At 61.1% G+C, this 23,185-nt stretch carries 20 protein-coding genes; 5 read left to right on the forward strand and 15 right to left on the reverse strand.

What is annotated here, in order from left to right; translation table 11 throughout:
• The 3 genes from BN423_RS04620 to BN423_RS04630 form a co-directional block, all read left to right on the forward strand.
• The coding region (locus BN423_RS04620; protein WP_019239098.1) for a zinc ribbon domain-containing protein at positions 1 to 622 on the forward strand (622 nt) is incomplete at its 5' end.
• Between the two features lie 314 nt (positions 623 to 936).
• The gene (locus BN423_RS04625; RefSeq protein WP_019239099.1) at positions 937 to 1,530 is read left to right on the forward strand and encodes a type IV toxin-antitoxin system AbiEi family antitoxin domain-containing protein; all 594 of its coding nucleotides are present in this window, start codon (positions 937 to 939) and stop codon (positions 1,528 to 1,530) included.
• Entirely contained in the window at positions 1,527 to 2,393 is an 867-nt protein-coding gene (locus tag BN423_RS04630; RefSeq protein ID WP_019239100.1) for a nucleotidyl transferase AbiEii/AbiGii toxin family protein, read from the forward strand. Before BN423_RS04625 ends, BN423_RS04630 begins: the two co-directional genes overlap by 4 nt.
• Positions 2,394 to 2,582: 189 nt before the next feature.
• On the opposite strand, the gene BN423_RS04635 is transcribed toward BN423_RS04630, so the two are convergent.
• The 14 genes from BN423_RS04635 to BN423_RS04700 all read right to left on the reverse strand — a co-directional run bounded on the left by BN423_RS04635 (position 2,583) and on the right by BN423_RS04700 (position 17,421).
• Positions 2,583 to 3,053 carry a PTS sugar transporter subunit IIA gene (locus BN423_RS04635; RefSeq protein WP_019239101.1) on the reverse strand — a complete coding sequence of 157 codons (471 nt, stop codon included), beginning with the start codon at positions 3,051 to 3,053 and terminating at the stop codon, positions 2,583 to 2,585.
• 15 nt (positions 3,054 to 3,068) lie between these two features.
• The gene (locus tag BN423_RS04640) at positions 3,069 to 3,914 is read right to left on the reverse strand and encodes a class II fructose-bisphosphate aldolase (protein WP_019239102.1); all 846 of its coding nucleotides are present in this window, start codon (positions 3,912 to 3,914) and stop codon (positions 3,069 to 3,071) included.
• Between the two features lie 110 nt (positions 3,915 to 4,024).
• Complete coding sequence (locus BN423_RS04645) at positions 4,025 to 5,290, reverse strand: PTS transporter subunit IIC (RefSeq protein ID WP_019239103.1); 1,266 nt, start codon at positions 5,288 to 5,290, stop codon at positions 4,025 to 4,027.
• 52 nt (positions 5,291 to 5,342) lie between these two features.
• Complete coding sequence (locus tag BN423_RS04650) at positions 5,343 to 5,651, reverse strand: PTS sugar transporter subunit IIB (RefSeq protein ID WP_019239104.1); 309 nt, start codon at positions 5,649 to 5,651, stop codon at positions 5,343 to 5,345.
• A 54-nt stretch (positions 5,652 to 5,705) separates the two neighbouring features.
• Positions 5,706 to 6,347 (reverse strand): class II aldolase/adducin family protein, encoded by a 642-nt coding sequence (locus BN423_RS04655; RefSeq protein ID WP_019239105.1) that lies wholly within the window; start codon positions 6,345 to 6,347, stop codon positions 5,706 to 5,708.
• A gap of 307 nt (positions 6,348 to 6,654) precedes the next feature.
• On the reverse strand, positions 6,655 to 7,413 hold the full coding sequence (locus tag BN423_RS04660; RefSeq protein WP_019239106.1) for a DeoR/GlpR family DNA-binding transcription regulator: 759 nt from the start codon (positions 7,411 to 7,413) through the stop codon (positions 6,655 to 6,657).
• An 87-nt stretch (positions 7,414 to 7,500) separates the two neighbouring features.
• Positions 7,501 to 8,958 carry an MFS transporter gene (locus tag BN423_RS04665; protein ID WP_019239107.1) on the reverse strand — a complete coding sequence of 486 codons (1,458 nt, stop codon included), beginning with the start codon at positions 8,956 to 8,958 and terminating at the stop codon, positions 7,501 to 7,503.
• 83 nt (positions 8,959 to 9,041) lie between these two features.
• Complete coding sequence (ydjG, locus tag BN423_RS04670; RefSeq protein ID WP_019239108.1) at positions 9,042 to 10,022, reverse strand: NADH-dependent methylglyoxal reductase; 981 nt, start codon at positions 10,020 to 10,022, stop codon at positions 9,042 to 9,044.
• 265 nt (positions 10,023 to 10,287) lie between these two features.
• Positions 10,288 to 12,288: a lysine--tRNA ligase gene (lysS, locus tag BN423_RS04675; RefSeq protein WP_019239109.1), complete on the reverse strand. Its 2,001-nt coding sequence runs from the start codon at positions 12,286 to 12,288 to the stop codon at positions 10,288 to 10,290.
• A 156-nt stretch (positions 12,289 to 12,444) separates the two neighbouring features.
• Positions 12,445 to 12,918 carry a GreA/GreB family elongation factor gene (locus tag BN423_RS04680; protein WP_019239110.1) on the reverse strand — a complete coding sequence of 158 codons (474 nt, stop codon included), beginning with the start codon at positions 12,916 to 12,918 and terminating at the stop codon, positions 12,445 to 12,447.
• A 105-nt stretch (positions 12,919 to 13,023) separates the two neighbouring features.
• A complete protein-coding gene (gene tatA, locus BN423_RS04685) occupies positions 13,024 to 13,284 on the reverse strand; it encodes a twin-arginine translocase TatA/TatE family subunit (RefSeq protein ID WP_019239111.1) in 261 nt (86 codons plus the stop codon).
• Between the two features lie 212 nt (positions 13,285 to 13,496).
• Positions 13,497 to 14,423 carry an AEC family transporter gene (locus BN423_RS04690; RefSeq protein ID WP_019239112.1) on the reverse strand — a complete coding sequence of 309 codons (927 nt, stop codon included), beginning with the start codon at positions 14,421 to 14,423 and terminating at the stop codon, positions 13,497 to 13,499.
• 129 nt (positions 14,424 to 14,552) lie between these two features.
• Positions 14,553 to 16,037, reverse strand: coding sequence for a YfcC family protein (locus BN423_RS04695; protein WP_019239113.1), 1,485 nt, complete (start codon positions 16,035 to 16,037; stop codon positions 14,553 to 14,555).
• Between the two features lie 187 nt (positions 16,038 to 16,224).
• A complete protein-coding gene (locus BN423_RS04700) occupies positions 16,225 to 17,421 on the reverse strand; it encodes a M20 metallopeptidase family protein (protein WP_019239114.1) in 1,197 nt (398 codons plus the stop codon).
• 202 nt (positions 17,422 to 17,623) lie between these two features.
• Between BN423_RS04700 and BN423_RS04705 the strand changes: the two genes are divergently transcribed.
• Positions 17,624 to 19,063: a helix-turn-helix transcriptional regulator gene (locus tag BN423_RS04705; RefSeq protein WP_019239115.1), complete on the forward strand. Its 1,440-nt coding sequence runs from the start codon at positions 17,624 to 17,626 to the stop codon at positions 19,061 to 19,063.
• Between the two features lie 372 nt (positions 19,064 to 19,435).
• Here the strand turns inward: BN423_RS04705 and BN423_RS04710 are convergent, their stop codons facing one another.
• Entirely contained in the window at positions 19,436 to 21,487 is a 2,052-nt protein-coding gene (locus BN423_RS04710) for a hypothetical protein (protein WP_019239116.1), read from the reverse strand.
• A 78-nt stretch (positions 21,488 to 21,565) separates the two neighbouring features.
• On the opposite strand from BN423_RS04710, the gene BN423_RS04715 reads away from it, so the two are divergent.
• On the forward strand, positions 21,566 to 23,053 hold the full coding sequence (locus BN423_RS04715; RefSeq protein ID WP_019239117.1) for a restriction endonuclease subunit S: 1,488 nt from the start codon (positions 21,566 to 21,568) through the stop codon (positions 23,051 to 23,053).
• Positions 23,054 to 23,185 lie beyond the last annotated feature (132 nt).

A 23,185-nucleotide genomic window follows, 5' to 3' on the forward strand; every position in this document is an offset into this window, starting at 1 on the left:
TATGTTTTGTCCGAAATGCGGCGCCAAGAACGAGGACGGCGCTAAGTTCTGCGGTGCTTGCGGCGCGCCCATCCCGCAGCCCGCGAGCGCCCCTGCGCCCGACGCGCAGCCTGCGGGTGCTCCCGCCCCCGGTCAGGTTCCCGGCCCCGTACCCGGCCCGGTTCCCGGTTCCGCGCCGACCCCCTCGCCCATCGCGAGCGGCGCCTCGCAGCTCGGCAGCCTCGCCGGCAACCTCGGCGGCATCCTGCCCCTCGCGCGCATCATCGCCGGCGCCGTGCTCGTAATCGCCTTCTTCCTGCCGTTCTACAGCATCTACGGCATCTTCGACATGAGCCCCATGCAGATGACGTTCGGCGTCGACTTCTACGGCTCGCACATCGACGGCGAGATCCGCAACCTGTACTACCTCATCCCCGGCATCGGCACCCTTATCGCCGCGTTCGTCTATAAGAACAAGCAGGGCGACATCGCCACCCTGGCCGCTGGCGTCCTTGGACTCATCTTCCTCTTCATCACGCTCGAGGATGGCGTGAGCCTTGCCTTCGGCGGATGGCTCTACGTTCTGGCGAGCATCGTCTGCATTGCCATCGGCGCGCTGCAGCTTATCGCAAACCGCAAGTAACGAATACGGCGCAGCCGCTCGCGTCCCAAGGCAGCGCGATACGCGACCCGTCCACAACACCCCATGATCGCCCTACGATCTCCTGAAGGGTCTGCTCCTGGAATTCCACGGGAGCAGGCCCCTCACCTTAACGCGCCCCCGCATACCCTGCAGCGAATCAACTCATACAGAGCCCTTTGTTCTGCTCTGTCTTCTCACGCTTCTTTTGGTGTACTCCGCCTTTGTAGAGCTGCAAACACCTCATTGATGCTTTTGAAGTTTAAGCCCATTTGATATATGATTTGGGCTTGAATTTAGCTAGAAGAGGGGCGGGCATGACACAGCGGGAGCAGCTCGAGCAGCTCATCGACGAGGGAAACGGCTATCTCTCCTGCAGGGAGGCGATGAATCGCGGAATCTCACCGCAGGCGGTCTCCCTCTATGCGCACGAGATGGGGCTCACGCGCGAGGCGCGGGGGCTCTATCGCGACCCCGCGTCCTGGGAGGACCCCCTGCATGTGTTCCAATTCCGCTATCCCAAGCTCATCTTCTCCCATGAGACCGCATTGTTCCTGCTCGGGCTCTCAGAACGAGAGCCGGCAACGGTAACCGCAACCCTCGCCACCGGCACGGGCTCAGCCGCCCTCACACACGATGGCGTGAAGGTATACAAGGTCAGACCTGATTTGCTGGAGCTCGGACTCTGCGTAGCGGAGACTCCCTTCGGCCACCTCGTACGGTGCTACGACCGCGAGCGAACCCTCGTGGACCTCCTGCGCAGCCGAACCACGGTCGACCAGCAGGAGCTGCTTTCCGCCCTCAAAGGCTACGCGCGGTCGCGCCAGCGTGACATCCCGCTCCTCATGCGCTATGCCCGGGCATTCTCGGTCGAGCGCCTGCTTGCAACCTATCTGGAGGTGCTCCTATGATCACCAGCTCGCGTCAACTTATGGACCGCATCAAGAACCTCGTCGGCAGCGATAGCGCAAAGGCTCAGACAGCCATGCGCCTGTACGCCATGGAGCGGTTCCTCGATCGCCTTGCGCGCTCGCCGTGGAGGGGTCGCTTCATCGTTAAGGGTGGGGCGCTCGTCACGGCGCTCGTCGGCGTCTCCATGCGCACAACCATGGACATCGACGCGACGGTGGAGGGCATCACGCTGAAGGAGGATGAGATCATACGGGTCGTCGAAGAAATCTGCATGATCGAGACGGACGACGGGATGGACTTCCATGTGAAGTCGGTCGACCGCATCATGGACGAACACGACTACCCGGGAATCAGACTGTCGATGGAGACCCTTCTCGACCGTGCCCGAATCCCCATGAAGCTTGATTTCTCGACCGACGACCCAATCACGCCGGGAGCAATCGAGCTCGGCTACCCACGCCTCCTCGAAGACGGCGAGATTCCCATCATGGCGTACAACCTGGAAACCCTGCTCGCAGAGAAGCTCGAGACCATAATCTCTCGCGGTGTCGCCAACACGAGAATGCGCGACTTCTACGACATCTTCGTGCTCCTCGAAGTGAAGGGCGATTCCATAGAACCGCACACCCTGAAAGCGGCGATCAGGGCAACCTTTGCCAAGCGGGGAACAAACCCGTCGCCTGAGAATGCGCGACTCATCCTAAGCGAGGTCGAAGACGACGAACGGATGAAAGAGATGTGGCTCCGCTACCAGTCGAAATCAGATTACGCGCGGGATGTCACATGGGAAGATGCCATGCGCGCGGCCTCATGTCTCTTAGATGCGCTCGAAGGTGGACGAGATGATTCCCCAAAGGATTGACCTCGCACCGGAAGCGTTTTACCTGATGGCATCTCTTTTTAGGTGCACCTCACCCATAATACTCTCTGGTAAGGACAACGGAACATCGGAAACGATATAAGACTGATCCGCGCCTAACGCGCTCGAGGGGCTACCGAGCACATCCCGGCAGCCCCTCAGTTCATGTAACAAATTGACGTTCCAGCTTCATCACGCAAGATGACGCTTGATGCAGGCAACGAGCTCCTCGGGCGTGTGCTGGGTCATGATATCGGCCACAGCGGCATCGTCCATAAACACCTTCATGAGCGCTTGGAGCATATCCACCTGGCCGCCCTCACGCACAATGCCGAGGTTGATGATGAGCTCAGCCTGCACCTCATCTCCGATACCGCCCATCGGCTGGAACACCACGGGCTTCACCGGTTTCACCACGGCGATATATGCTTTGTTCACGCAGTTGTCCGCATGCGGAATGGCCACGCCGATTGTCGGCGTCTGCAAGCCCGTGGCATAGGCCCGCTCGCGCGTAATCATCGCATCAAGCCAGTTCTCCTTGGTATAGCCCATGGGCTCAAGTCGAGCGAGCATCTTTTGAAACAGATCTTCCGTATCGTCCGCCTCGATGTCGGTAAACGCGAGCTCGGGCTTCAACAGATCGAGATCTTCTGCGTCAATCATCGCTTCCTCCTCTAGCTACGCCTTGCCGCGCGAACCGCACATCTCAATCACGTCGAAAATCTTCTCTTTAGCACGCGCCTGAGCAAAGGCGATGATGTCCTGAGTATGACGCTCGATACCCATCTCCGCAATCGCATCACGCAGGCCGGCGACATAGGTACAACGCACGTCAGTACCCACGTTCACTTTGCGGATGCCATCGCGCACCGCGCGGCGCACATCGTCCGCGGGGATACCCGAACCGCCGTGAAGCACGAGCGGCACACTCGGCAGGGCTTGGCTCACCTGCTTAAGCAAATCATAATTAAGCTTCGGCGGCTCTTTATAGAAACCGTGCTCGCTACCAATGGCAACCGCCAGGGCATCCGCTCCCGTAGCCTCGATGAGCTTGACCGCCTCGTCAACGTTCGCATCCCAAGAGGCGCCGTCGCCATGCGCGACATGGCCTACTTCAGCTTCAACGAAAACCCCGCAAGCGTGCGCATATTCAACGACGTCCTTCACGATAGCGATGTTCTCATCGAGAGGCTTATCGGAAGCATCAATCATAACCGAATTGTATCCGGCATCCACAGCCTGCTTGCAAAGCACAGGATCGGGGCAATGGTCGCAATGCAAGATAAATGGTGTCTCGCCCTCGCTGGCGAGAATGTGCGCGATGGCCGAAATCTTATCGAACCCCATTGCGCTCGTGGTCATCATCGTGCCCGCAGCAATAATGGGCGTCTGGGCCTCGCGACCCGCTTCGGCGATGGCTATCAGATCGCCGTAGTCAGAATGGTTGATGTGCGGGATAGCATAACCGCCTGAAATCGCCTTTGAGAAAATCTCAACGATCTCATCCCTCTTCGGCATATCCATTGGAAACCTCCGAATCAAATAAGCTGTTATGGAAGCAGACCGCCAAGGTAGCGAGTCCGAAAAAAATGGGGCGGGCAGGCTCATTTCGCCCCACCCGCCCCTCAAATCTCCTAGTTAAAGAAAAACGAGAGAAGCATGAGCATCACGGTACCGATGTGCTCACCCGTGTTGAAGAGCGAGTACACGCCACCGGGCTCGAGCAGGCCGACGTTGACGCCCACCTGGGTGATGAGCGGAGCCAGCCACGTGGCGGTATAGAACACGACGATGATGCAGATGATGCCGGCAATGAAGGCGCGGAACATATTGCGCTTGGTGCCGATCACGGGAGCCATCATCATGTAGCTCAGATTGGTCAGACCGATGACGGGCAGTACGGCGTTGCCGGGAAGCACGACGGCAAGCAGCAGCGAAATCGGGGTCATGATGAGGCCGAGCGAGATCATATCGGGATCGCCGACGAGCAGGGCGAAGTCCATGCCGATGCGGAGCTCACGACCAGGCATGCGCTTGGTAACGAACTTGCGGACAGCCGCAACGATGGAGGACAGGCCCTCAACCAAGATGGAAATCATGCGGGGCAGCAGCACCATGGCGGCGGCGAGGCTCATGCCCGCCGTAAGCGCCTGATCCCACGTGTACTGTGCGAGAAGCGCAAGTACAACACCGATGAGCAGGCCGAGGATGGAGGGCTCGCTCATGAACGACAAGCCCTTGGGAAGGTTGCGCAGGTTGAGATTGATGTTGCGCACACCCGGGATATGGTCGATGATCCAGTCGATGCCCTGGACGAACGGCACCAAAACCGGGAACGCCATGGTGCAGAAGGACAGACCGCGATACTGCTCGCCGCAAACCTCGCAAATGATGTCCTGGTTACGATCGGCAAGTATCAGGTTGCAGACCGAATAGGCAGCGCCGATTGCGATACCGATTGCCATGTTACCGGTGATGACCGTCGCCATCGCTCCGATGAACAGGTAGTGCCAGAAGTTCCACAGGTCAACATTGAGCGTCTTGGTCACTTTAAGCAGAATCAGAATCACGTTGACGACAAGCAGCGTGGCGATCATGCACAGTACGAAGATGCCATCCGAAAACGCCATGGCGCTCACGACGGGAACGCCCACGTCGACCGCCTCGAGTCCCAACCCCCAGAGCTCCTGGAGCTTCTGAACGAGTGGCGTCATGGTCTCGGTAATGAGGCCCGTGGTGAGCGAGATGCCCTTAAAGCCGACGCCGACGATGATACCGGCGCGTGCGGCGTCCTTGACCTTCATGCCAAAGCACAGACCCATGATGAACAGGATGACAGGCATCATGACAAAGGCGCCCAGGCCGACGATCGTCTCGACAAAGTTAAGGACGATTTCCATGTACAACCCCCTTTTCAGGCGTAACCCCTTCGGGTATAGCTACGTGCACTCGCTAGGCAGAGACGCTCTTGAGATACTCAACGATCTCGTCGAGCAGCTCGTCGGAACCGATTCCCGTCAGCAGCGGCACACCCGAAAACACCTTCGCATCGCTGGGGTTTTCGAACGAGGTGGTCGCAACGGTAGCGAGAATCACATCGGGCTGATAGCCTTCGATAGTGCCCGTTGCCTCCTGCACGCTGCAGGTCCGGATCTGTGCGGGCATTTCACGCTCCTGCATACCCACCTGGAGGGTGCGCGCCACCGTGGTCGAGGTTGAGAGCCCTGCTCCACAGACACCGAGGATTCGAAATTCCTTCATGAGTGCACGTCCTTTCTACAAGTGCGAACTCAACGACCGAAAACTACCTACTCTTTATACGGCTTGGCCCTTCAAGGCGCGACGACGCAGCTCTACGCGCGCGTCCTCGGGGAGACCCTGCATGGAACCCGCCTGATATGCGAGGTAGGCAATCTGCGCGCACTCCTCAACGGTTTCGGCACCCTTGTAAGCCATTGCAAGCGTGGGAGCGCAGGTGATCTGACCATGATTCTGCATGGTGCAAGCAAGATGATCCTCGCCAAGCGTCGCAACGACGGTTTCGGCGAGCTCCTTCGAGCCGGGAAGCTGGAAGGGCGCGCACGGCACGGGCGCAAACGCGCTCGAAGGCGGCACCATCGCTGGAATCTCCTTCTGCATGATGGACATAACCGTTGCATACATGGAATGCGTATGCACCACACCGTTCACATTCGCGCGAGCACGGAAAATAGCAGTGTGCATGGGGGTTTCAGAAGACGGCTTCAAATCGCCATCGATGACCTCGCCCCACAGCGAGACGACAGGGAGATCCTCGGGCTTCAGCGTGTCATACGGAATGCCGCTCGGCGTGATGACAACCGCCTCCTCACCGGGAACGCGCATGGAAACATTACCGGCGGTGCCGTGAATCAGACCGTGCTCGAGACACTTCACCGCGAACTTCAGAACCTCTTCCCTGGTCTCCTGATACAGCATGAGCTCTCCTTACCTCGTTCTGCTGCCAATCGCAGGCGTTTGGTGGTGGTCCTGTGTTTCAAACGCCTTGCAGTGACGAGTATAGGGCTAATTCTGTGTTTCAGACGCAAATTGTTGGATTTCAAAGAAATATATCTGTGAATGGCATATTTTTAGCGCTAAACGGTCTTACCAGTCTGTGTTTCAAACATTTATAGCTAATATGAAATGCGAGCGGAGTCCGACAGCCCGTCGAACCCCGTCCGTATGCGCTTCACTTACAGCCTCAACCGAATTACCTTCGGTATCACACAGATGGTCATCGCTTCTAATACACGAGCGTTATCTGGTGCTCCTCACAAATCGCTTTCCATGCCTCGCTCGGCTCTTCATCGGTTACCAAATAGTCTATCTTGTCGAGCGATGCCACACGCACAAACGCCGCCCGGCCGAATTTCGTATGATCCGCGAGGAGAATCACCGTTTCCGCCTGGTCAATGAACGTGCGCTTGACCTCTGTCTCCTCCGGCCTGCTGTCAAATACGGCATTCTCGTCGATGCCCATGCAGCTAAAGATAAGCGCATCCACGCGATACCGTCTGATAGCCGATTTCGTTGCTTCACCGCGTAGAGAGAGCGTACCGCGATGAAACTCACCGCCCGGAACCATAACAGACAACTTGCCATCGACAAGCTCTTGCAGGGCAGCTGTCGAATTGGTCAGCAACGTCAAATCGGAACGGTCCTTGATAAGCTTGATAGCTTCTCCTGTGGTGCTGCTCGAGTCTGCCGCGACCGTGTGCGCATGCTCGAGTAAGGGGAGCATATTCCGAGCAATCTTGCGCTTTTCATCGACGCGCTGAGCGGCACGCTTGTAGTACTGGACATCGGTCACCAAGCGGCGCTCCGGATTCGGAATGGCTCCACCGTATGTCCGTTTGAGTACGCCATCCGCTTCGAGGCGCTCCAAATCCCGCCTGATAGTCTCTTCGGTAACACCGAGCCGTTCACTCAAATCAGAGACAACGACCTTGCCTGTCTGAGACAGCTCATCTTGGATGAACTGACGCCGACTTTGGGCGACCATATTGCACCTCATTTACACCTAGCTAGCGGGACGGGCGGAGCTTGCATGGAACCCCTCCCTCTAGCGTCATTATATCCATATCTGCACTTATGCCCGGGCATGACCACCAACGGCTACATTGCCGATCTCCTCCGCCGTCATGCCACGCGTATCGAACCCGAGCCGAGCGATGACCGCCGCCGTGGACAGCGCCACGCAGGACATCATGAGAAACACCGGAACCACACCCGAAGCGCTCAGAAGAGCGGCCACGCAAAATGGCGTAACGATGCCACTCAAACGCCCTATCGAATTCGCAAGGCCGGATCCACGCATCCGAACCTCCGTCGGCCAAATCTCGGGCACATATACACCAGATGAGAAAACCACGTACATCTCTACCACAACCTGGAGCAAAAACCCCAACACGCAGATGGCAAGATGGTTTTGCTGCAGCGCGAACACCGGTCCGAGAACAGCCATGATGAGCAACAACCCGATGCCCATCACCTTTCTTGACAGGTGATCCATAAGCAGCATGCCTAAAAAGGCACCCGCAGGCGCACCTATCGCCATGACGGTATAAAGCGCGAACGAGCTGTTGAGATCGATGCCTTTGAGCAAGAGGATCGTCGGGAGCCACGTCATCAGAGTGTACGCAGTCACGTTCATGGCCACGAGCACGAACGCTCCGAGCACGACACGTCGCAGCAAGTCGCCGTGGAAAAGGCTCTTATACGGAATCTCCTCATGCGCGGACGAGGCACAATCCCCGCACGCACCGGCGTGTGCGTGAACAGGTGGCAGCGGGGCGCCGCTTTCTCGCTCGACCTCATCCTCAATGGAGTTCAATACGCGCGCAGCCTGGGCGAAGCGCCCCCGGCTTTCAAGCCATCGTGGCGATTCGGGATACTGCCGCCAAGCCCATAGCCATACCAATGTAGAGAGCACGGCGGGGATCGCGAACATGAGGCGCCAGTTCGCATCTGCGGTTACGAGTGGCGTAACAAGCGTTGCCAGAAGTGACGAAATGGGATTGCTACAGTTGCCCAGAAACGAATTTCTCCCCATCCAGGTCCCACGCGTCGCCGCGGGAACATATTCAGAAAACCCAGCGAAGATCGTCACAAGCAGCGCGCCCAATCCAAATCCCATTACCGCACGAATCACCGTAAGCAATTCGATATTCGGCGCAACAGCAGCGAGATACATGCAGAGGGTGTGGAGGCCGACAAAGAGTAAATAGCCCTTTCGTCGACCTATAGCATCACCGATGACGCCACCCAGAAGCGACCCGAAAAACATTCCCGCCATATACACTGAGGTGAACAAGGCGCTGCTGGTCGCATCAACCCAGCCGATAGCTGTTAGCTGGGCGAGCACGAGACCGCTCACATAGTTGCTCCATGCGAACAGGACGGCAAGGCCGGACATGAGAAAGATCTTCCAACGCCAGAACGTCTCCGGCAAGCGATCAATCCGGGCATCGCTGTTCGGCTCCTCCGTCTCGGGCATCCGTTTTTGTTCGTATGCCTCATCCATGTCGCCGAGCCTTGCTGTCGTCATCACGTCGCTCCCCTTTTCTTCGCACCCAAAAATGCACGTATCGGGGGGCGTGACACGCGGTACGCCCCCCTAAACCAGCCGTCTTACGCGTCGAGCAGCTCGGCCTGCTCGCGCATCCAATCGGCATCGTCTTTCGTAAGCCCGATTTGAACCGCACGAATGTTTTCCTCGACCTGCTCAGGCGTTGTCGACCCGCTCAGAATGGAGATGAAGTCACCCTGCGCGAGCACCCAAGCGAGCGCAAGCGTGGGGATGCCGCACGAGTACTTCTCGCACAGAGGCTTCCAGCTATCGAGCATGTCGATAACGCGCTCGAGGTTCCCGGGCTGCCACCACTTCTTGTTCGCGCGCGCACCAGTGGGCACATAGCCCTTCTCGATGGTTCCGGTGAGGAGACCCTGCTCAAGCGGAGAATACGCCTGGATAACGATGTTGTTCTCGCGACAAAGATCGAAAAGCTCGTCCTCGACGGCACGATCAAGCAGGCTATACTTAGCTTGAATGATATCGAGCTCTCCGCAGCGTAAATACTCTTTGATGTGATCGGTCGTGACGTTCGCAGCGCCGATTGCGCGAATCTTCCCCTGGCGCTTTAGATCAAGCAAGACCTCCATAGTCTCCTCGATAGGCGTGAAGCACGGCTCGACCGACTGCCAGTGGGTCATGTAGATGTCGATGTAGTCAGTTCCCAAGCGCTCGAGGCTCGCCTCAATCTCCTCCCGAACCGATTCAGGGGTGAGATTCTTATATAGCTGACGGTCACCCACCTTGTTAAACAGGCTTCCTGTGCGCTCCCACACGATACCGCACTTGGTCTCAAGAATAACGTCCTTGCGATTCATGCCCTTGAGCGCTTTGCCAACAATAACTTCGCTGTTGCCGAAGTTATAGCCGGGAGCGGTATCGATGAGGTTGATGCCCACCTCGCCCGCTTTGTGAATCGTATCGATGCACACCTGAGTATCGAGATCACCGTTCCAAGCCGGACCTCCGCCGATAGCCCATGTTCCTAGGCCGATTTTCGATATTTCGATGCCCGTATCGCCGAGTTTCACCATATTCATGGATGCATCAGTCCTTCCGCGTAGATGCCACCGTCGGACCACCGTCTTCACTATAGATGATTTGATTTTTGATTCAATACATATTTCTGTGTTTCACAGATTATTTTGTTTGTTTTAATCTGACAGGAGACGTGAGCTAGCGCGTTTCTACCGCATCGATAGCAAAAAGGCGACCACCCAAACGGGTGGTCGCCCTTGCATTCCGTATCTGTTCGGTCACGCCCCTGCAACGTGGTGCAGGCCGAAGCCCAGCAAGCTTCCTTAGCTAGTACAGCTTCGCGCCGGCGGGGATGCTGTCGTCCACGATGAGCACGTTCAGGCGCTCCTCGGCATCGTCGCCCTCGCCCTCGGCATGCACGGCGCTGATGATCATGCCGCAGGAATCGATGCCCATCATCTTGCGCGGCGGCAGGTTCGTGATGGCGATGAGCGTCTTGCCCACGAGCTCCTCCGGCTCGTAGTAATCGTGGATGCCGGAGAGGATCACGCGGTCGGTGCCCGTGCCGTCGTCGAGCGTGAACGCGAGCAGCTTCTTGCTCTTCTTCACGGCCTCGCACGCCTTGACCTTCACCGCGCGGAAATCGGAGCGGCTGAACGTGTCGAAGTCGACGAAGTCCTCGAAGAGCGGCTCGACCTTCACCTTGCCGTAGTCGATCGTGGGCTTCTTCGGCTCGACGAACGGGCTCGCGCCGGAAGCGGCCGCGGCCTCGGCGGCCTTCGCGGCGGCCGCGCCGTTCGCGCTCCCCTTCTCGGGGCGCATGTGCGGGAAGAGCAGCACGTCGCGGATGCTCGCGGAATCGGTGAGCAGCATGACCACGCGGTCGATGCCGATGCCGATGCCACCCGCCGGCGGCATGCCGTACTCGAGCGCGCGCACGTAGTCCTCGTCGTACTCCATGGCCTCGTCGTCGCCGCCGGCCTTCTCCTCCATCTGGCGGGCGAAGCGCTCGGCCTGGTCGACGGGGTCGTTGAGCTCGGAGAAGGCGTTGGCGTACTCATGCCCGGCGATGACGAGCTCGAAGCGGTGCGTGAGGCGCGGGTCGTCCTCGAAGCGCTTGGCGAGCGGCGAGACCTCCACGGGGTAGTCGCACACGAAGGTGGGGTTCACGATGGAATCCTCGCCGCGCTCGTCGTAGATCTCGGCGATGAGCTTGCCGGCGCCCCACTCGGGCTTGACCTCGATGCCGCACTCGGCGGCCGCCGCGCGCAGCTCCTCGATGGGCGTGTCGAGCGTGAGCTCCCGGCCCATGACCTCGGAGACGATCTCGGTCATGGGACGGCTCGGCCACGTGCCCGACAGGTCGATGGTCTGGCCCTGGTACTCGATGACCTCGGGGTTGCCGATGGCCTTGTTCGCGGCCTTGATGACGCCCTCGGCGAGCTCCTTCATGCCGTCGAGGTCGCTGTAGGCGCGGTAGGCCTCCATGGTGGTGAACTCGGGGTTGTGCGTCTGGTCCATGCCCTCGTTGCGGAAGATGCGGCCGATCTCGAACACGCGCTCGTAGCCGCCCACGAGCAGGCGCTTCAGGTGCAGCTCGGTGGCGATGCGCAGGTAGCACTCCTGGTTGAGGGCGTTGAAGTGCGTGATGAACGGCTTTGCGGTGGCGCCGCCCTGGATGGTCTGCAGGATGGGCGTCTCCACCTCCATGTAGGCGTTGTCCTCCATGTAGCGGCGGAACGCCGAGATGATGGCCGAGCGCTTGCGGAAGGTTTCGCGCACGTCGTCGTTCATGATGAGGTCCACGTAGCGCTGGCGGTAGCGGGTCTCCTTGTCGGAGAGGCCGTGGAACTTCTCGGGCAGCGGGCGCACGGCCTTGGAGAGCAGCGTGAGGCGCTTCGGCGCGATGGAGAGCTGGCCGCGCTTCGTGCGCACCACCACACCGGTCACACCCACGATGTCGCCGAGGTCGAGCTCGCCGAGAAGCTCCCAGTCCTCCGGGCGCATGTCGTTCACGCGGCAGAAGAGCTGGATCTCGCCGGAGGGGTCGCGCACGACCACGAACGCGATCTTGCCCTGGCCGCGCTTGGCCATGACGCGGCCGCCGATGCTCACCACGTCCTCGGTGTCCTCACCGGCGGCGAGGCCGGCGTAGGCCGCCTCGATATCGGCCACATGGTCCGTGACCTCGGAATGCTCGGGATACGGGTCGGCACCCGCCTCGAGCATCGCGGCGCGCTTGGCCAAGCGGTGCGCGCGCTCGTCGTTCAGCGTCGAGGCCGCCTCCGGCGCGTCGGCCGGGCGTCCCTGCTCCTGCTGCTCTGCCATCATCTCTCCTTGCTCACACGGCGCTGGTATATCGGTTTCACGGTGATAAAAAGGTGTCTGGCACCAATTTATCAGTCTGAGGGGTTCGTCAAAAAAGGCTCCCCTGGGCCGAGACCCCGGGGAGCCGGTGTGCACGAGGTGCGCTCGACCCGGGGCCTAGCGCGAGATCTTCGTGATGGTGTACGTGCGGGTCTTGCCCGAGGGGAGCTGGACCTCGACGGTCTCGTTCTCCGCGTGGTTGATGATCGCGCGGCCGATGGGCGACTCGTTGGAGATGCGGTGGCGCAGCGAGTCGGTCTCCGTGCTACCCACGATGGTGACCTCGCTCACCTCGCCGTTCTCGTCCACGAGCTCCACCACGCAGCCGAGCGAGACGGTGAAGGTGTGGCCGGTGTCCTCGGCCTCCTTCGCGTTGGCCAGGATGGCGCGGATCTCGGCGATGCGCGCGGCGTTCTTCGCCTGCTCCTCGCGGGCGTCGTCGTACTCGGAGTTCTCCGAGAGGTCGCCGAAGTCGCGCGCCGCCTTGATGCGCTCGACGATCTCCTTCGTGAGGTCGCCCTCGCGCCACGCGAGCTCATCGACGAGCTTCTGACGGCCTTCGGAGGTAAGTACAAACTCGGGTGTTTCCATTGAGCGGGCTCCTTGCATCTATCCTGGTGCTATGCGCTACACATGATAACGGCCGACGACCCCCGCGGGGTAGCCGGCCGCAAACGTTCTATAGGAAGAACAAAGCTACTCCGAGATGGGGCTATCGGATTCGCTCTCCTCTTTCTTCTTCTTGGCCTCGGCGAGCTTCGCCTCGAGCTCGCGGATCTCGCGATCCTCATCGCTCTCGGACGCGGGCGCCTCGGTCTCCTCGTCCTTGCCGGACATGCCCTCGCGCAGGTTCTTCACCGTCGAGCCGAGCGACTTGCCGAGCTGCGGAAGCGCCTTGGGTCCGAAGATGAGCAGGGCGATGATCAAAATGACGATCCACTCAAAGCCTTTAGGCATAGTATTCCTCCGTACAACTGGTACACAAGCTCGAACGAGTATACCGCGCCCAAGCCCCGCGAACAACTTCGGAACATTTTACACATGCCGCGCACGCATGCAGGGCACCGCCTGCGACCTCGGGTTTCCGGAGCATCCGGCACGCGGGGGACGCGCCCGCACGTAAACGCTTCGTAACCAATAGGTAAAGTCGCGCCCTCCTCGATGCCCTCCTAGATGAGGCTCACGACGAGCGGGATCGTGGCGATGGAACCCACCACGGAGAGGAAGGTGGCCTGCACCATGGGCTTCAGGTCCACGTCGTACTGCAGGCAGTAGAGCGTGCCGTTCGTGGCCACGGGCATGCCGATGCCGAGCGCCACCACCGCCGTGATGGCGGGGTTCACGCCGAGCGCCTGCAGCGCCACAAGGACGACCACGGGGATCGCGAGCAGGCGGAAGAACGTCGCCACGCAGGCGCGCCAGTTGCCGAACATCGCCCTGAGGTCGAAGCGGGCGAGCGACGACCCCACGATGAGCAGGGCGGCCGGCGTGGTGAGCTGCCCTACTATGTCGAAGGCGCCGCCCAGGATGCCCAGGTCGTTCACGCCGGCGAGCACGAGGACGAGCGTGGCGATGCTCGCGATGAGCGTGGGCGTCCTCAAACTCGCCGCGCACGAGGCGAGCATGCGCCGCCATCCGCCGTGCGAGCGGAACATCGAGACGCCGAGCGAGAACATGACGAGGTTCGCGGGAATGTTCGCGATGGCGAGCAACAGCACCGACTGCTGTCCCAGCACGGCCGCGGCCACGGGGAAGCCCATGAAGCCGCAGTTGCCGAACGTGATGAGGTAGCGGTACGCCGGGGCCACGTCCTCCGGCACGCGCATGGCCGCCGAGACGCCGTAGCCCATCGCGAGCGCGAAGACGTAGGCGCCGGCGGAGCAGGCAAGCACGACGGCGACGGTGCCGGCGCCCGGCAGCACCTCGACCGAGCTGATGGACGACACGATGAGGCAGGGCAGCGCGACCTCGAGCACGAGCCGCGAGAGACCGTGGTCCACCTCGTCGTTCATGATGCCCGCCTTGTGGATGGCGTACCCGAGCGCGATCGGCAGCGAGAGCATGACCATCTGCGAGGCGATATACAGGACGTCCATCGGACGCGCTTCCCTTCGGTTGGTGAGATCGGTGGAACGGGATCGAATATCGAAGGGGCGCCGACCGCCGGGCAGCGGCAGCGCCCCCTCCCCCGGGAATCGCCCCGGGCACGAGCCGGTGCGACCCGGCTACATCACGAGCATGAGCACCGTGAGGACGGCCGCCGTCACGACCGTGAGCGCGATGAAGAACTTGAGCGTGAGCTTGAGGAAGGTGGTGTAGCTCGTATGGGCGAGCTCCAGGCCGGACACGATGACGCCGTTCGTGGGCGTGATCATGGCCACGACGCCGTGCGCCGCCACGTAGATCATGATCATGATGTCGGGCGAGAAGCCGAGGCTGTCGGCGAGCGGCCCCATGATGGGCATGGAGACGGTCGCCATGCCGGAGCTCGACGGGATGAGGAACGACAGCACGAAGTACAGCGCGTAGCTCGCCGGCGCGAAGATCACCGCGGAGACGCCGCTCAGGGCGGTCGCGGCCGCGTTGAGCACGAAGACGTCGAGGCCGGTCTCGGCCATGAGCACGGAGATGGCGCGCGCCACGGCGATGACGAGCGCGGTGGAGATCATGGTGGAGCAACCGTCGACGAAGGTGTTCACGAGCTCCTTCTCGTCGAGGCCGCCCACGAGGCCGATGATGATCGAGATCACGAAGAACCAGATGCCGCACTCGGTGAAGTACCACTCGCCGAGCGGCAGGCCGGTGAGGAAGGCGCTCCACGCGGTGCTCGGGTTATCGGGCGTGGCACCCAGGGCGAAGAAGTCGATGCCGAAGCTCTCCCAGGGGATGAACGAGATGATCATGACGATGAACGACAGCGCGAAGAGCACGAGCACGAGCTTCTGCTTGCCGGTGAGCACCGCGTCCTTGAGGTTCGATGCGCTCTCTTCCTCCTCGAGCACCTTCGTCTCGTCGGCGTAGGCGGCGTCCATGCTGGCGAGCTCTTCGGGCGTCATGGCGGAGTTGGCGCGGTCGGCCTTGACCCGCTTGGCGTAGCGCATCACGAAGAAGATGCCCATGCCCTCGGAGATCACGAAGAGCAGGAAGCCCACGGCGATGAGCGTGCCCTGGTTCACCGCGATGCCCATGTCGGTGAGCGCCGAGGACGCGATGGCGATGGAGAACGGGTTGACCGTCGAGCCCAGGGTGCCCAGGCCGGCGCCCAGCAGCACGATGAGCGCGCCCACCATGGAGTCGAAGCCCATGGCGAAGGTCACGGAGGCGAGCAGGATGTAGAAGGGGATCGTCTCCTCCATCATGCCGTAGGTGGAGCCGCAGATGCCGAACGCGAGCATGAGCACGGGGATGAGCAGCGTGTCGCGGTTGCCGAGCTTGCGCACGAGCGTGGCGATGCCGGCGTCGAGGGCACCGGTCTTGTTGACGATGGCCAGGAAGCCGCCGAGCACGATGACGAACAGGCACACGTCGATGGCGTTCTTGAAGCCGGCGAACGGCGCCTGCAGCACCTGCGCGAGCGTGGCGCCGGTGACGTCGGGCGTGAACGCCGACACGATCCAGGTGCAGATGGCCACGAAGACCAGGCACCCGAACAGGATGGTGAACGAGGTGGGCATACCCCGCTTCTTCTTTTTCTTCACTGCTTCTGCCATATATTCCTCCTTGCTATCGGGGTCTCCCCCCTACCGAGGCCAGGGCTTGGGCGCCCCGGCCTTGATGCGCGATGATGAAGCGCAGCGCGCACGCTCCCCGCATGGGGCGGGCGGGGTACCCGCGCGCAGACGGTCTCCTGCGCCTGCGCCCCGGCTGCCCCGCCCGCTTCCGCCACGGGAGCCTGCCTCACTCCGCGTGACGGTCCAGATAGGTGAGCGCGCAGCCCGCGAGGAGCGCAGCGCCCTTCCAGAACACCGACTCGTCGAAGTCGACGTTGGGATGGTGCATGCCGCAGCCCTCGTGGCCGGGCAGCGTGCCCGTGCCCAGGATGAAGTAGGTGGTGGGCACCTCCTGCGAGAGGATCGCGAGGTCGTCGGTGCCCGAGAACGGCGCCTCGAGCTCCCGGACGGGCTCGCCGAAGATCTCGGCCGCATAGCCCGTGAGCTCCTCGGTGAGCGCGGGGTCGTTGTAGGTGTTGGGCACGCCGCGCAGGAAGCTCACCTCGGCGGTGCCGCCGAACGCCTGGGCGATGCCCGCGACCATGCGCTGCGCGTGCTCCTTGAAGCCCGCGCGCACCTGGGCGTCCTGCGTGCGCAGGGTACCGAGCATCGAGGCGCTGTCGGGGATCACGTTCGCGGCGCGGCCGCTCTCGATCCTGCCGAAGGTGGCCACGCAGGTCTGCGTGGGATCGACCTCGCGCGCGATGATGTTCTGGAAGCCCTGGTACACGTGGCAGGCGATGTTGATGGGGTCGATGCCCTGCTGCGGCGTGGAGCCGTGGGCGCCGCACCCGGTGATGCGCACGTCGATGTCGTCGATGGACGAGAAGATGGTGCCGGGACGCGTGAAGATGCCGCCCGCCTCGAAGTCGAGCGCCTGCACATGGAGGGCGGCGAGGGCGTCCACATGCGGGTTCTCGAGCACGCCCGCCTCGAGCACGGCGTCGCCGCCGCAGTACTCCACGGGCGCGCAGCCCTCCTCGTCGGGCTGGAAGAGCAGCTTCACGCAGCCCTTGAGCTCCGCCTCGTGGTCCTTCAGGATCTGCGCCGCGCCGAGCAGCATGGCGGTGTGGGTGTCGTGGCCGCAGGCGTGCATGTTGCCGTTCGTCGAGGCGAAGGGCAGGCCGGTCGCCTCGTCCACGGGCAGGGCGTCCATGTCGGCGCGCAGCATGAAGACCGGGCCGGCGGCGGGGTCGCCCACCTGGGTGAGCAGCGCTCCCTCGCAGGGCTCGGAGACCTCGTAGCCCATCTCCTCCAGACGGCCGCGCACGTACGCACACGTCTCCTGTAGATCGAAGCCGAGCTCGGGATGCTGGTGCAGCCAGCGGCGATCCGTCACGATCTGCTCTTGCAGCGCCTTCGCTTCCTCGGTTACCGTAGCCATATCGGTGCTCCTTACCATGGAACCGCCCGCTTGCCGGGACGGGTTTTGCCATGAGAGATACTACGCCAGGACGCGGCGCCGTGGGGGCGCGGATGTCCGGGCGGGGCGCATCGGTCGGCGATTTCACCCGCCGCTCGCGAGGGCAAGCGGTATGATTTAGACGGTAAACGGCTATCACCCCAATGGGGTGATAGGGGGTTACATGGCGGATACGCAGGGACATCTCCCCTCGCTCCCTTGGTCGGCCGCCGTGTTCCAGATCGCGCTCGTCGAGCTCGTCATGCTCATGCACAACAGCGTGATGCTCCCCGTCGTGGACGGCGTCGCCATGAACGTGAGCATCTTCATCTCAGGCCTCATCTACGTGCCCGTGGCGATTCTGGCGCGCCGGCAGCCGAGTGCGCTGTCGCTCGCCGGCTTCTCGGGCATCGCCGCCGCCTGCGCCGCGGTGGGCGCGATCCTGTGGACGAGCGTGGCCGCCAACCCAGCGGACACCACCTTGTTCCTCGTGGCGGACACCCTGTTCAACATCGGGCGCGCCTGGGGGACCATCCTCGCGGTGCTCACGCTCTCGCGCATCCCGCGCGGCGACCGCACCATGTTCGCCGCGCTGAGCGGGATCGCCATCGGGTACGCCGTGTGGCCGCTCATGCGCTCGGCCGCCGAGGCCTCGCCGCTCATGCTCGCGAGCATCATGCTCTGCACGCTCATCGCCTCCGGCTCGGCCTGCCAGCGCGACCTGTTCGCCCGCATGCGCGACGCCGCGGCGACGAGCGACCTCGCCCCCACGAACCCGTTCTCGTTCGTGCCCATCTCGAGCAAGCTCTTCGCGTGCATCGCCCTGTTCGAGACCACCTTCGGCTTCTCGACCTCGGTGCGATTCGGCGCCATCGAGAACTGGCAGTACGCGCTCATCGCCGTCGTGTTCGGCGCGCTCATGCTCGTATGGAGCCGCGCCAAGCGCATCACCTTCGACGAGGACGCCGCCTTCCACGTGAGCGCGCTCGTGGTGGTCGCGGGCTTTCTGCTCATGCCGGCGACCGCGATTTCCCAGGGCTTCACCTCGACGATCATCGAGATCGGGTCGCAGTGCTTCTACGCGCTCATGCTCTCCACCTTCGCGAGCATCGCCGCGCGCAATCCCGCGTGGTCGCTCGCGAGCATCCCGCTCGGCTTCGCAGTGTCGAGCTGCTCCTCGTCAGTGGGCTTCGCGATCGCCCAGGGCGCGCTCGCCGCGCAGGACGGGGGCCACGTCGATGCGATCCTCATCACGAGCGCCGTGCTCGTGCTCGTGCTCTTCGCGTTCGTGTGGATCGGCCTGGCGGGCTTCAGCTTCCGCGCGTTCTTCAGCGAGATCGTGCCCGCTGTGCCCACCGAGGAGCGCGAGGCGCTGCCGGGCGCCGATGCGGGGGTGCGTGCCGCCGCGGCGCTCGCGCTCTTCGCACAGGAGCGCGGCCTCACGGCGCGCGAACGCGAGATCTTCGAGCTGCTCGCGCGCGGCCATAGCGGGAAGTCCATCATGGAGCGGCTCACGATCTCCGGCAACACGGTCAAGACGCACACGCGCCACATCTACCACAAGTGCAACGTGCACAGCCAGCAGGAGCTCATCGACCTCGTGGAGGAGACCATCGGGCGGTAAGGGCGAGTGGGCAGATTTCGGGAGAGATGCGGCTCTTTTACCGTGTTCGCCCGCGTGGTGCACGTTTATCTCCCATGCACCGAAGTGAAGCGCGAGCTATGGGACCTTTCGATGGATGGCCCGCACTTCCCAAGTGCCTCCCCCGTTCGTCTCACTCGGGTATACTTCAGTTATTGTGAAAAGCCCTCGGGCTTTTAGCTGCTGCGGGTACCCGTACCTTCAGCCGCATTTTTCTTATCTTTTGGAGCCAACATGGGAGATCCCGGCACCGCGACAACAAGAGCGAGGTCGCGTAGCGGAACCGGTCGAGTCTTTTGGTCGGTGCTTGGGAACCAACTGAGTCGCGACCATCCACTGAAAATCTGAAACCCCCTATGAAGGCGGAGTAGCCCCGAATTGCTGAACCTCCGCAGCCGTGTAAAAAGAACCAGCGCAAAGCGGCACACCGTCAGGGGCAAACGCTATAGGCTTTCCCGCGATGCTCTCGGCGCGTTCTCTGGCCGACCATCCGCGTTCTCCCCACAAAGGCAGGCTGTTGTAAAGGTTCATCGCCGACCGAATAAGCACAGGCGCATAGGTGGCTTGGAAATCGTACTCTTCGCGCCGCAAGGCATCGAATGCGCCATCCAACTCACCGCATTCCACGCTGCAGGTCGCAATCTCCTCGAGCAGCTTATCCGCGAACCGATACTCATTTTCGCTATAGGGAACCAGTCCATCCAGCACGGCCTGAAGCGCTCGCCCCTCAGGGGACATACGCACCGCCTCCACGGGTCCGTATTCTAGGTAGGCGGCGTTCAACGGTTTGCGCGGCGCCTGGTCATGTGCCTCGATAAGGCGGCTCACATCGGCGGCGTTTTTGCTCTCAATCCATGTACGTATCTCTTGTCTGCGCCTCGCGCAGTATTCGCGACGGTCAAACTCCATCAAACCCGTCGTCATGCGTCGCATCGCCCCATCGTCTCGCGCCTTCGCGATGCGAGAGAAGTATGCAGATCGACACGTCGATTCATATTTGCAAATCTGTGCGACGACCGCCTGAACTTTGTCGTCCGTTAGTGAGGCATGCATGAGGTACTCCGTCTCACCCTCATGTACCAGCCTGGCCGCACCCGACTGCTCCATCGCCAATGCGCGAAACCTCTGGATGTCCTCCGGATCTTCTGCAAGCCTTGCATACTCCGCATATGCCTCTGCGAGCGGAATGATGCCGTACTGAAATACGCAAGCGTCCAGAGCAGACCGAGCCTGACGTTCTTGCCTGCGCTTCGCACGCTCACTACTCAAGCAGCGTTCAAGTCGTTCGTTGCAAAACTCCCGTGGTATAAACGCAATCAGATTATCCCCGTCTTGGTATGTGAAGCTCAGAGGGGCATGCGTTGCGGTAAAGGGGTGATCATCTGCAGGGATGCCCATGACACCGCCCGCTTCAAGCAGCTCTCCCAGCAGATCCAATTCGCTATCGAGGCAGTCTTCGACAAACGGGCTCAAGGCCTCCGCGTCTCGACTAGACAACAGGTGCGTGCAGGCCTTTTGCGCAAGGTCTGCCTTCTTCAAGACAGAGCATTTCTTCAGCTGCACAGCTCTTGCAATATCCAGCAATTCGCTCTTAGTTAAGCACGAAAACGCTGCGGAAAGCGTTGGCTCAATGGCCTGTTTGATGGGGCGCTGCCTTTTTCTACGCCACCAATCGCTGCCCAACTCGTACCCATAGTGCCCCACCTCCCTGTTCACCAGCTTCTCGCGCTCCACGCCGTCGAGGCCGTAGAGCGCACCGCGACGGAAAGCTCGAGGCTCGGGTTCCCTCCAGCAGTAATCGGCTTCGGACTCACCTGCTTCCCAGTTGTTGAACGGCTCATGCAGAACGCGCGCCACCGAGCGCAATGCCTCCGCTCCGCGAATGAGTGGTGGCTTCGCTTCAAGGAAACTTGCTATCTCGGCTTTGCTGTAAGCAGCCTTGGAAAATCCCATGACGCGAAACGGCTTCGGCAACACGATCTCTCCCGCATATGGGAGAAGCATGGCCTCTGCCGCAAAGGGCATCTGGGAGGCCCGCTCCATGAATTCGCCCGAGATGTCATCGGCTGCGAACAGCATGCCGTCATGATCCACCACGACGTAGTCGTCTGCGAATCCCAGCATGATACACGTTCCACATAGGCGGTCTTCCCATCCCAGCGCGATCGCCTCTTGATCCTCCGAGAGGCGGTGCCGGTTCATATCGACAAACCTCTCAACGATACTTGGCCTACTCAGCATGTTCTGAAAGCAGGTCTCGAGATCGTGTGTGGGATCATCGCCGGGATCCTCGGCAAACGGATAGGGACTTACCGCCGCATGACCCATCGACCGGCCGCTTGCATACCGCACAAACTGTTGGAAGACCTCGAGAAACTGCTGAGCGCACTCATCTGTCACATGCATAACGCGTCACTCCCACGTTCTTGTGGAAATTACTTTCCAGCATTTCAGTACAATGGATAGAGCATGAAAGGGGTTTGCGTGGATGATTTGATCGCTATCAGTTCGGCAGCGCAGGATGGACTTACGGATGGCCTGGGTACTTGCATGCAACTAATCCAGGGGGAACCTGCGAGCGTGGTCGAGCTTTTCGCCGGCGTGACTCAGGTCTCTGCGTTCTTCGGCTCCAAAGATTGGGACTACGAGGTTCAGGGGTCGTGCTCCACCGGTACGGTGCTTGAACTCGATGAGATCCTGCACGATTGCACCATCCTGCACGATTCCGCCGATTTGCGCAATGTTTCCGCCCCGACCGGCGTGATCCCCCTTCCCTCGCAACGCCAAAACGGCACCCGTCTAGCGGTCTGCGCGCCACCACGAAGCGTTTCGATCACGCAAGACGAGACCGACGCGCTCGAAGCGGTATACACGAGCCTCGGCATCGAAATCCCTCGTCACACCGCCTGGACGCTTGCGGGCATCGCACTGTACCTGGCTGGCGAGCAGGGTGCGGCGGCGATCCTTATGGAAAACGCACAGTTATCGCGCATGGCGTGGCGCATCGGACAGCGAAGGTTCGTCGAGCATCACTACATCTCGGCGATAATCAAGCTGCCCACACCTTTTGATGTGTCCTACGCCGACGAACAGGGCGTATCCGTAGACATCAGCTACGATGCCATCGTCCTACTACAGCGGAATTCCGAGACCATCCAGTTCGTAGCGCCATCATGCAATGACGAGCGCACGGAGGAAGGAAAGCGGTCCGCCGAACACAACGTCTCCCTGCGTCCTGAAGACGTCATCGCTAACGACTACCTGCTGATTCCAGACAGATACCTCACGCCACCGCGTCCTCCAAAGAACGCGAAGCCGTTCAGCCAGTTCTCCACCGTTGTCCGCGGAATACCAAAAAACAAGCTCTCTTCAGTTGCCCCTCTGCAGGCGACGAACTCGAAACGCGCATTCTATCCGAGTCGTACCTGCGCGCATCCTGCAATCGCCTACATCACCTCCAAGGATTTCCAGCATGGACGGAACTATCTTCTCGACGCGGACAGGGGATTTCCCTGCAGCGCTCGCTATTACAACTCCGCAGATATAACCGCCCAGAACATCAAACCGTTCTCGGGCCCACGGCTCGTTCTGTCGCGGACCGGGCATCCCTACAAAGCCTGCCTCATCGACCAAAACTCATTCGCGCAGCGTGTCGACGGTTATCTTCTTGCAGACAACCTCTTTGCAATCGAGGTGACCGAAGGGGTAGACCCGGTATTCCTGCTCGCTTTCCTTACGAGTTCCCAAGGCCAGCAGATCCTCAATCAAACCGCAAGCGGTACATCGACGCTCCGTCAGATATCGCCGCGCGACCTGCGCAACGCATCGATTCCCATCCCCGATGTGACCGTGCAGGCTGCTATAGCGAAAGCCTATACCGAACATGCCGACCGTTTGCTCGAACTCGAGCAAACCGCCCGTAGCTTAACCGCCGAACGTGAGAACTTGTTTGCATTTGATTTGATGGGCTAACGACGAAAGCGGCCGCATGAAACCGAACCTCTGCGACCACCTGCGGGCATCAGCTAAGATGGCGCAGGAGGTTTTCGGCGCAAAGCAGACAGGAATGCGATCCCACGTGTTGTTGCAACACACTATCAGTAA

Source organism: Enorma timonensis (assembly GCF_000321165.1).
Classification (GTDB): domain Bacteria; phylum Actinomycetota; class Coriobacteriia; order Coriobacteriales; family Coriobacteriaceae; genus Enorma.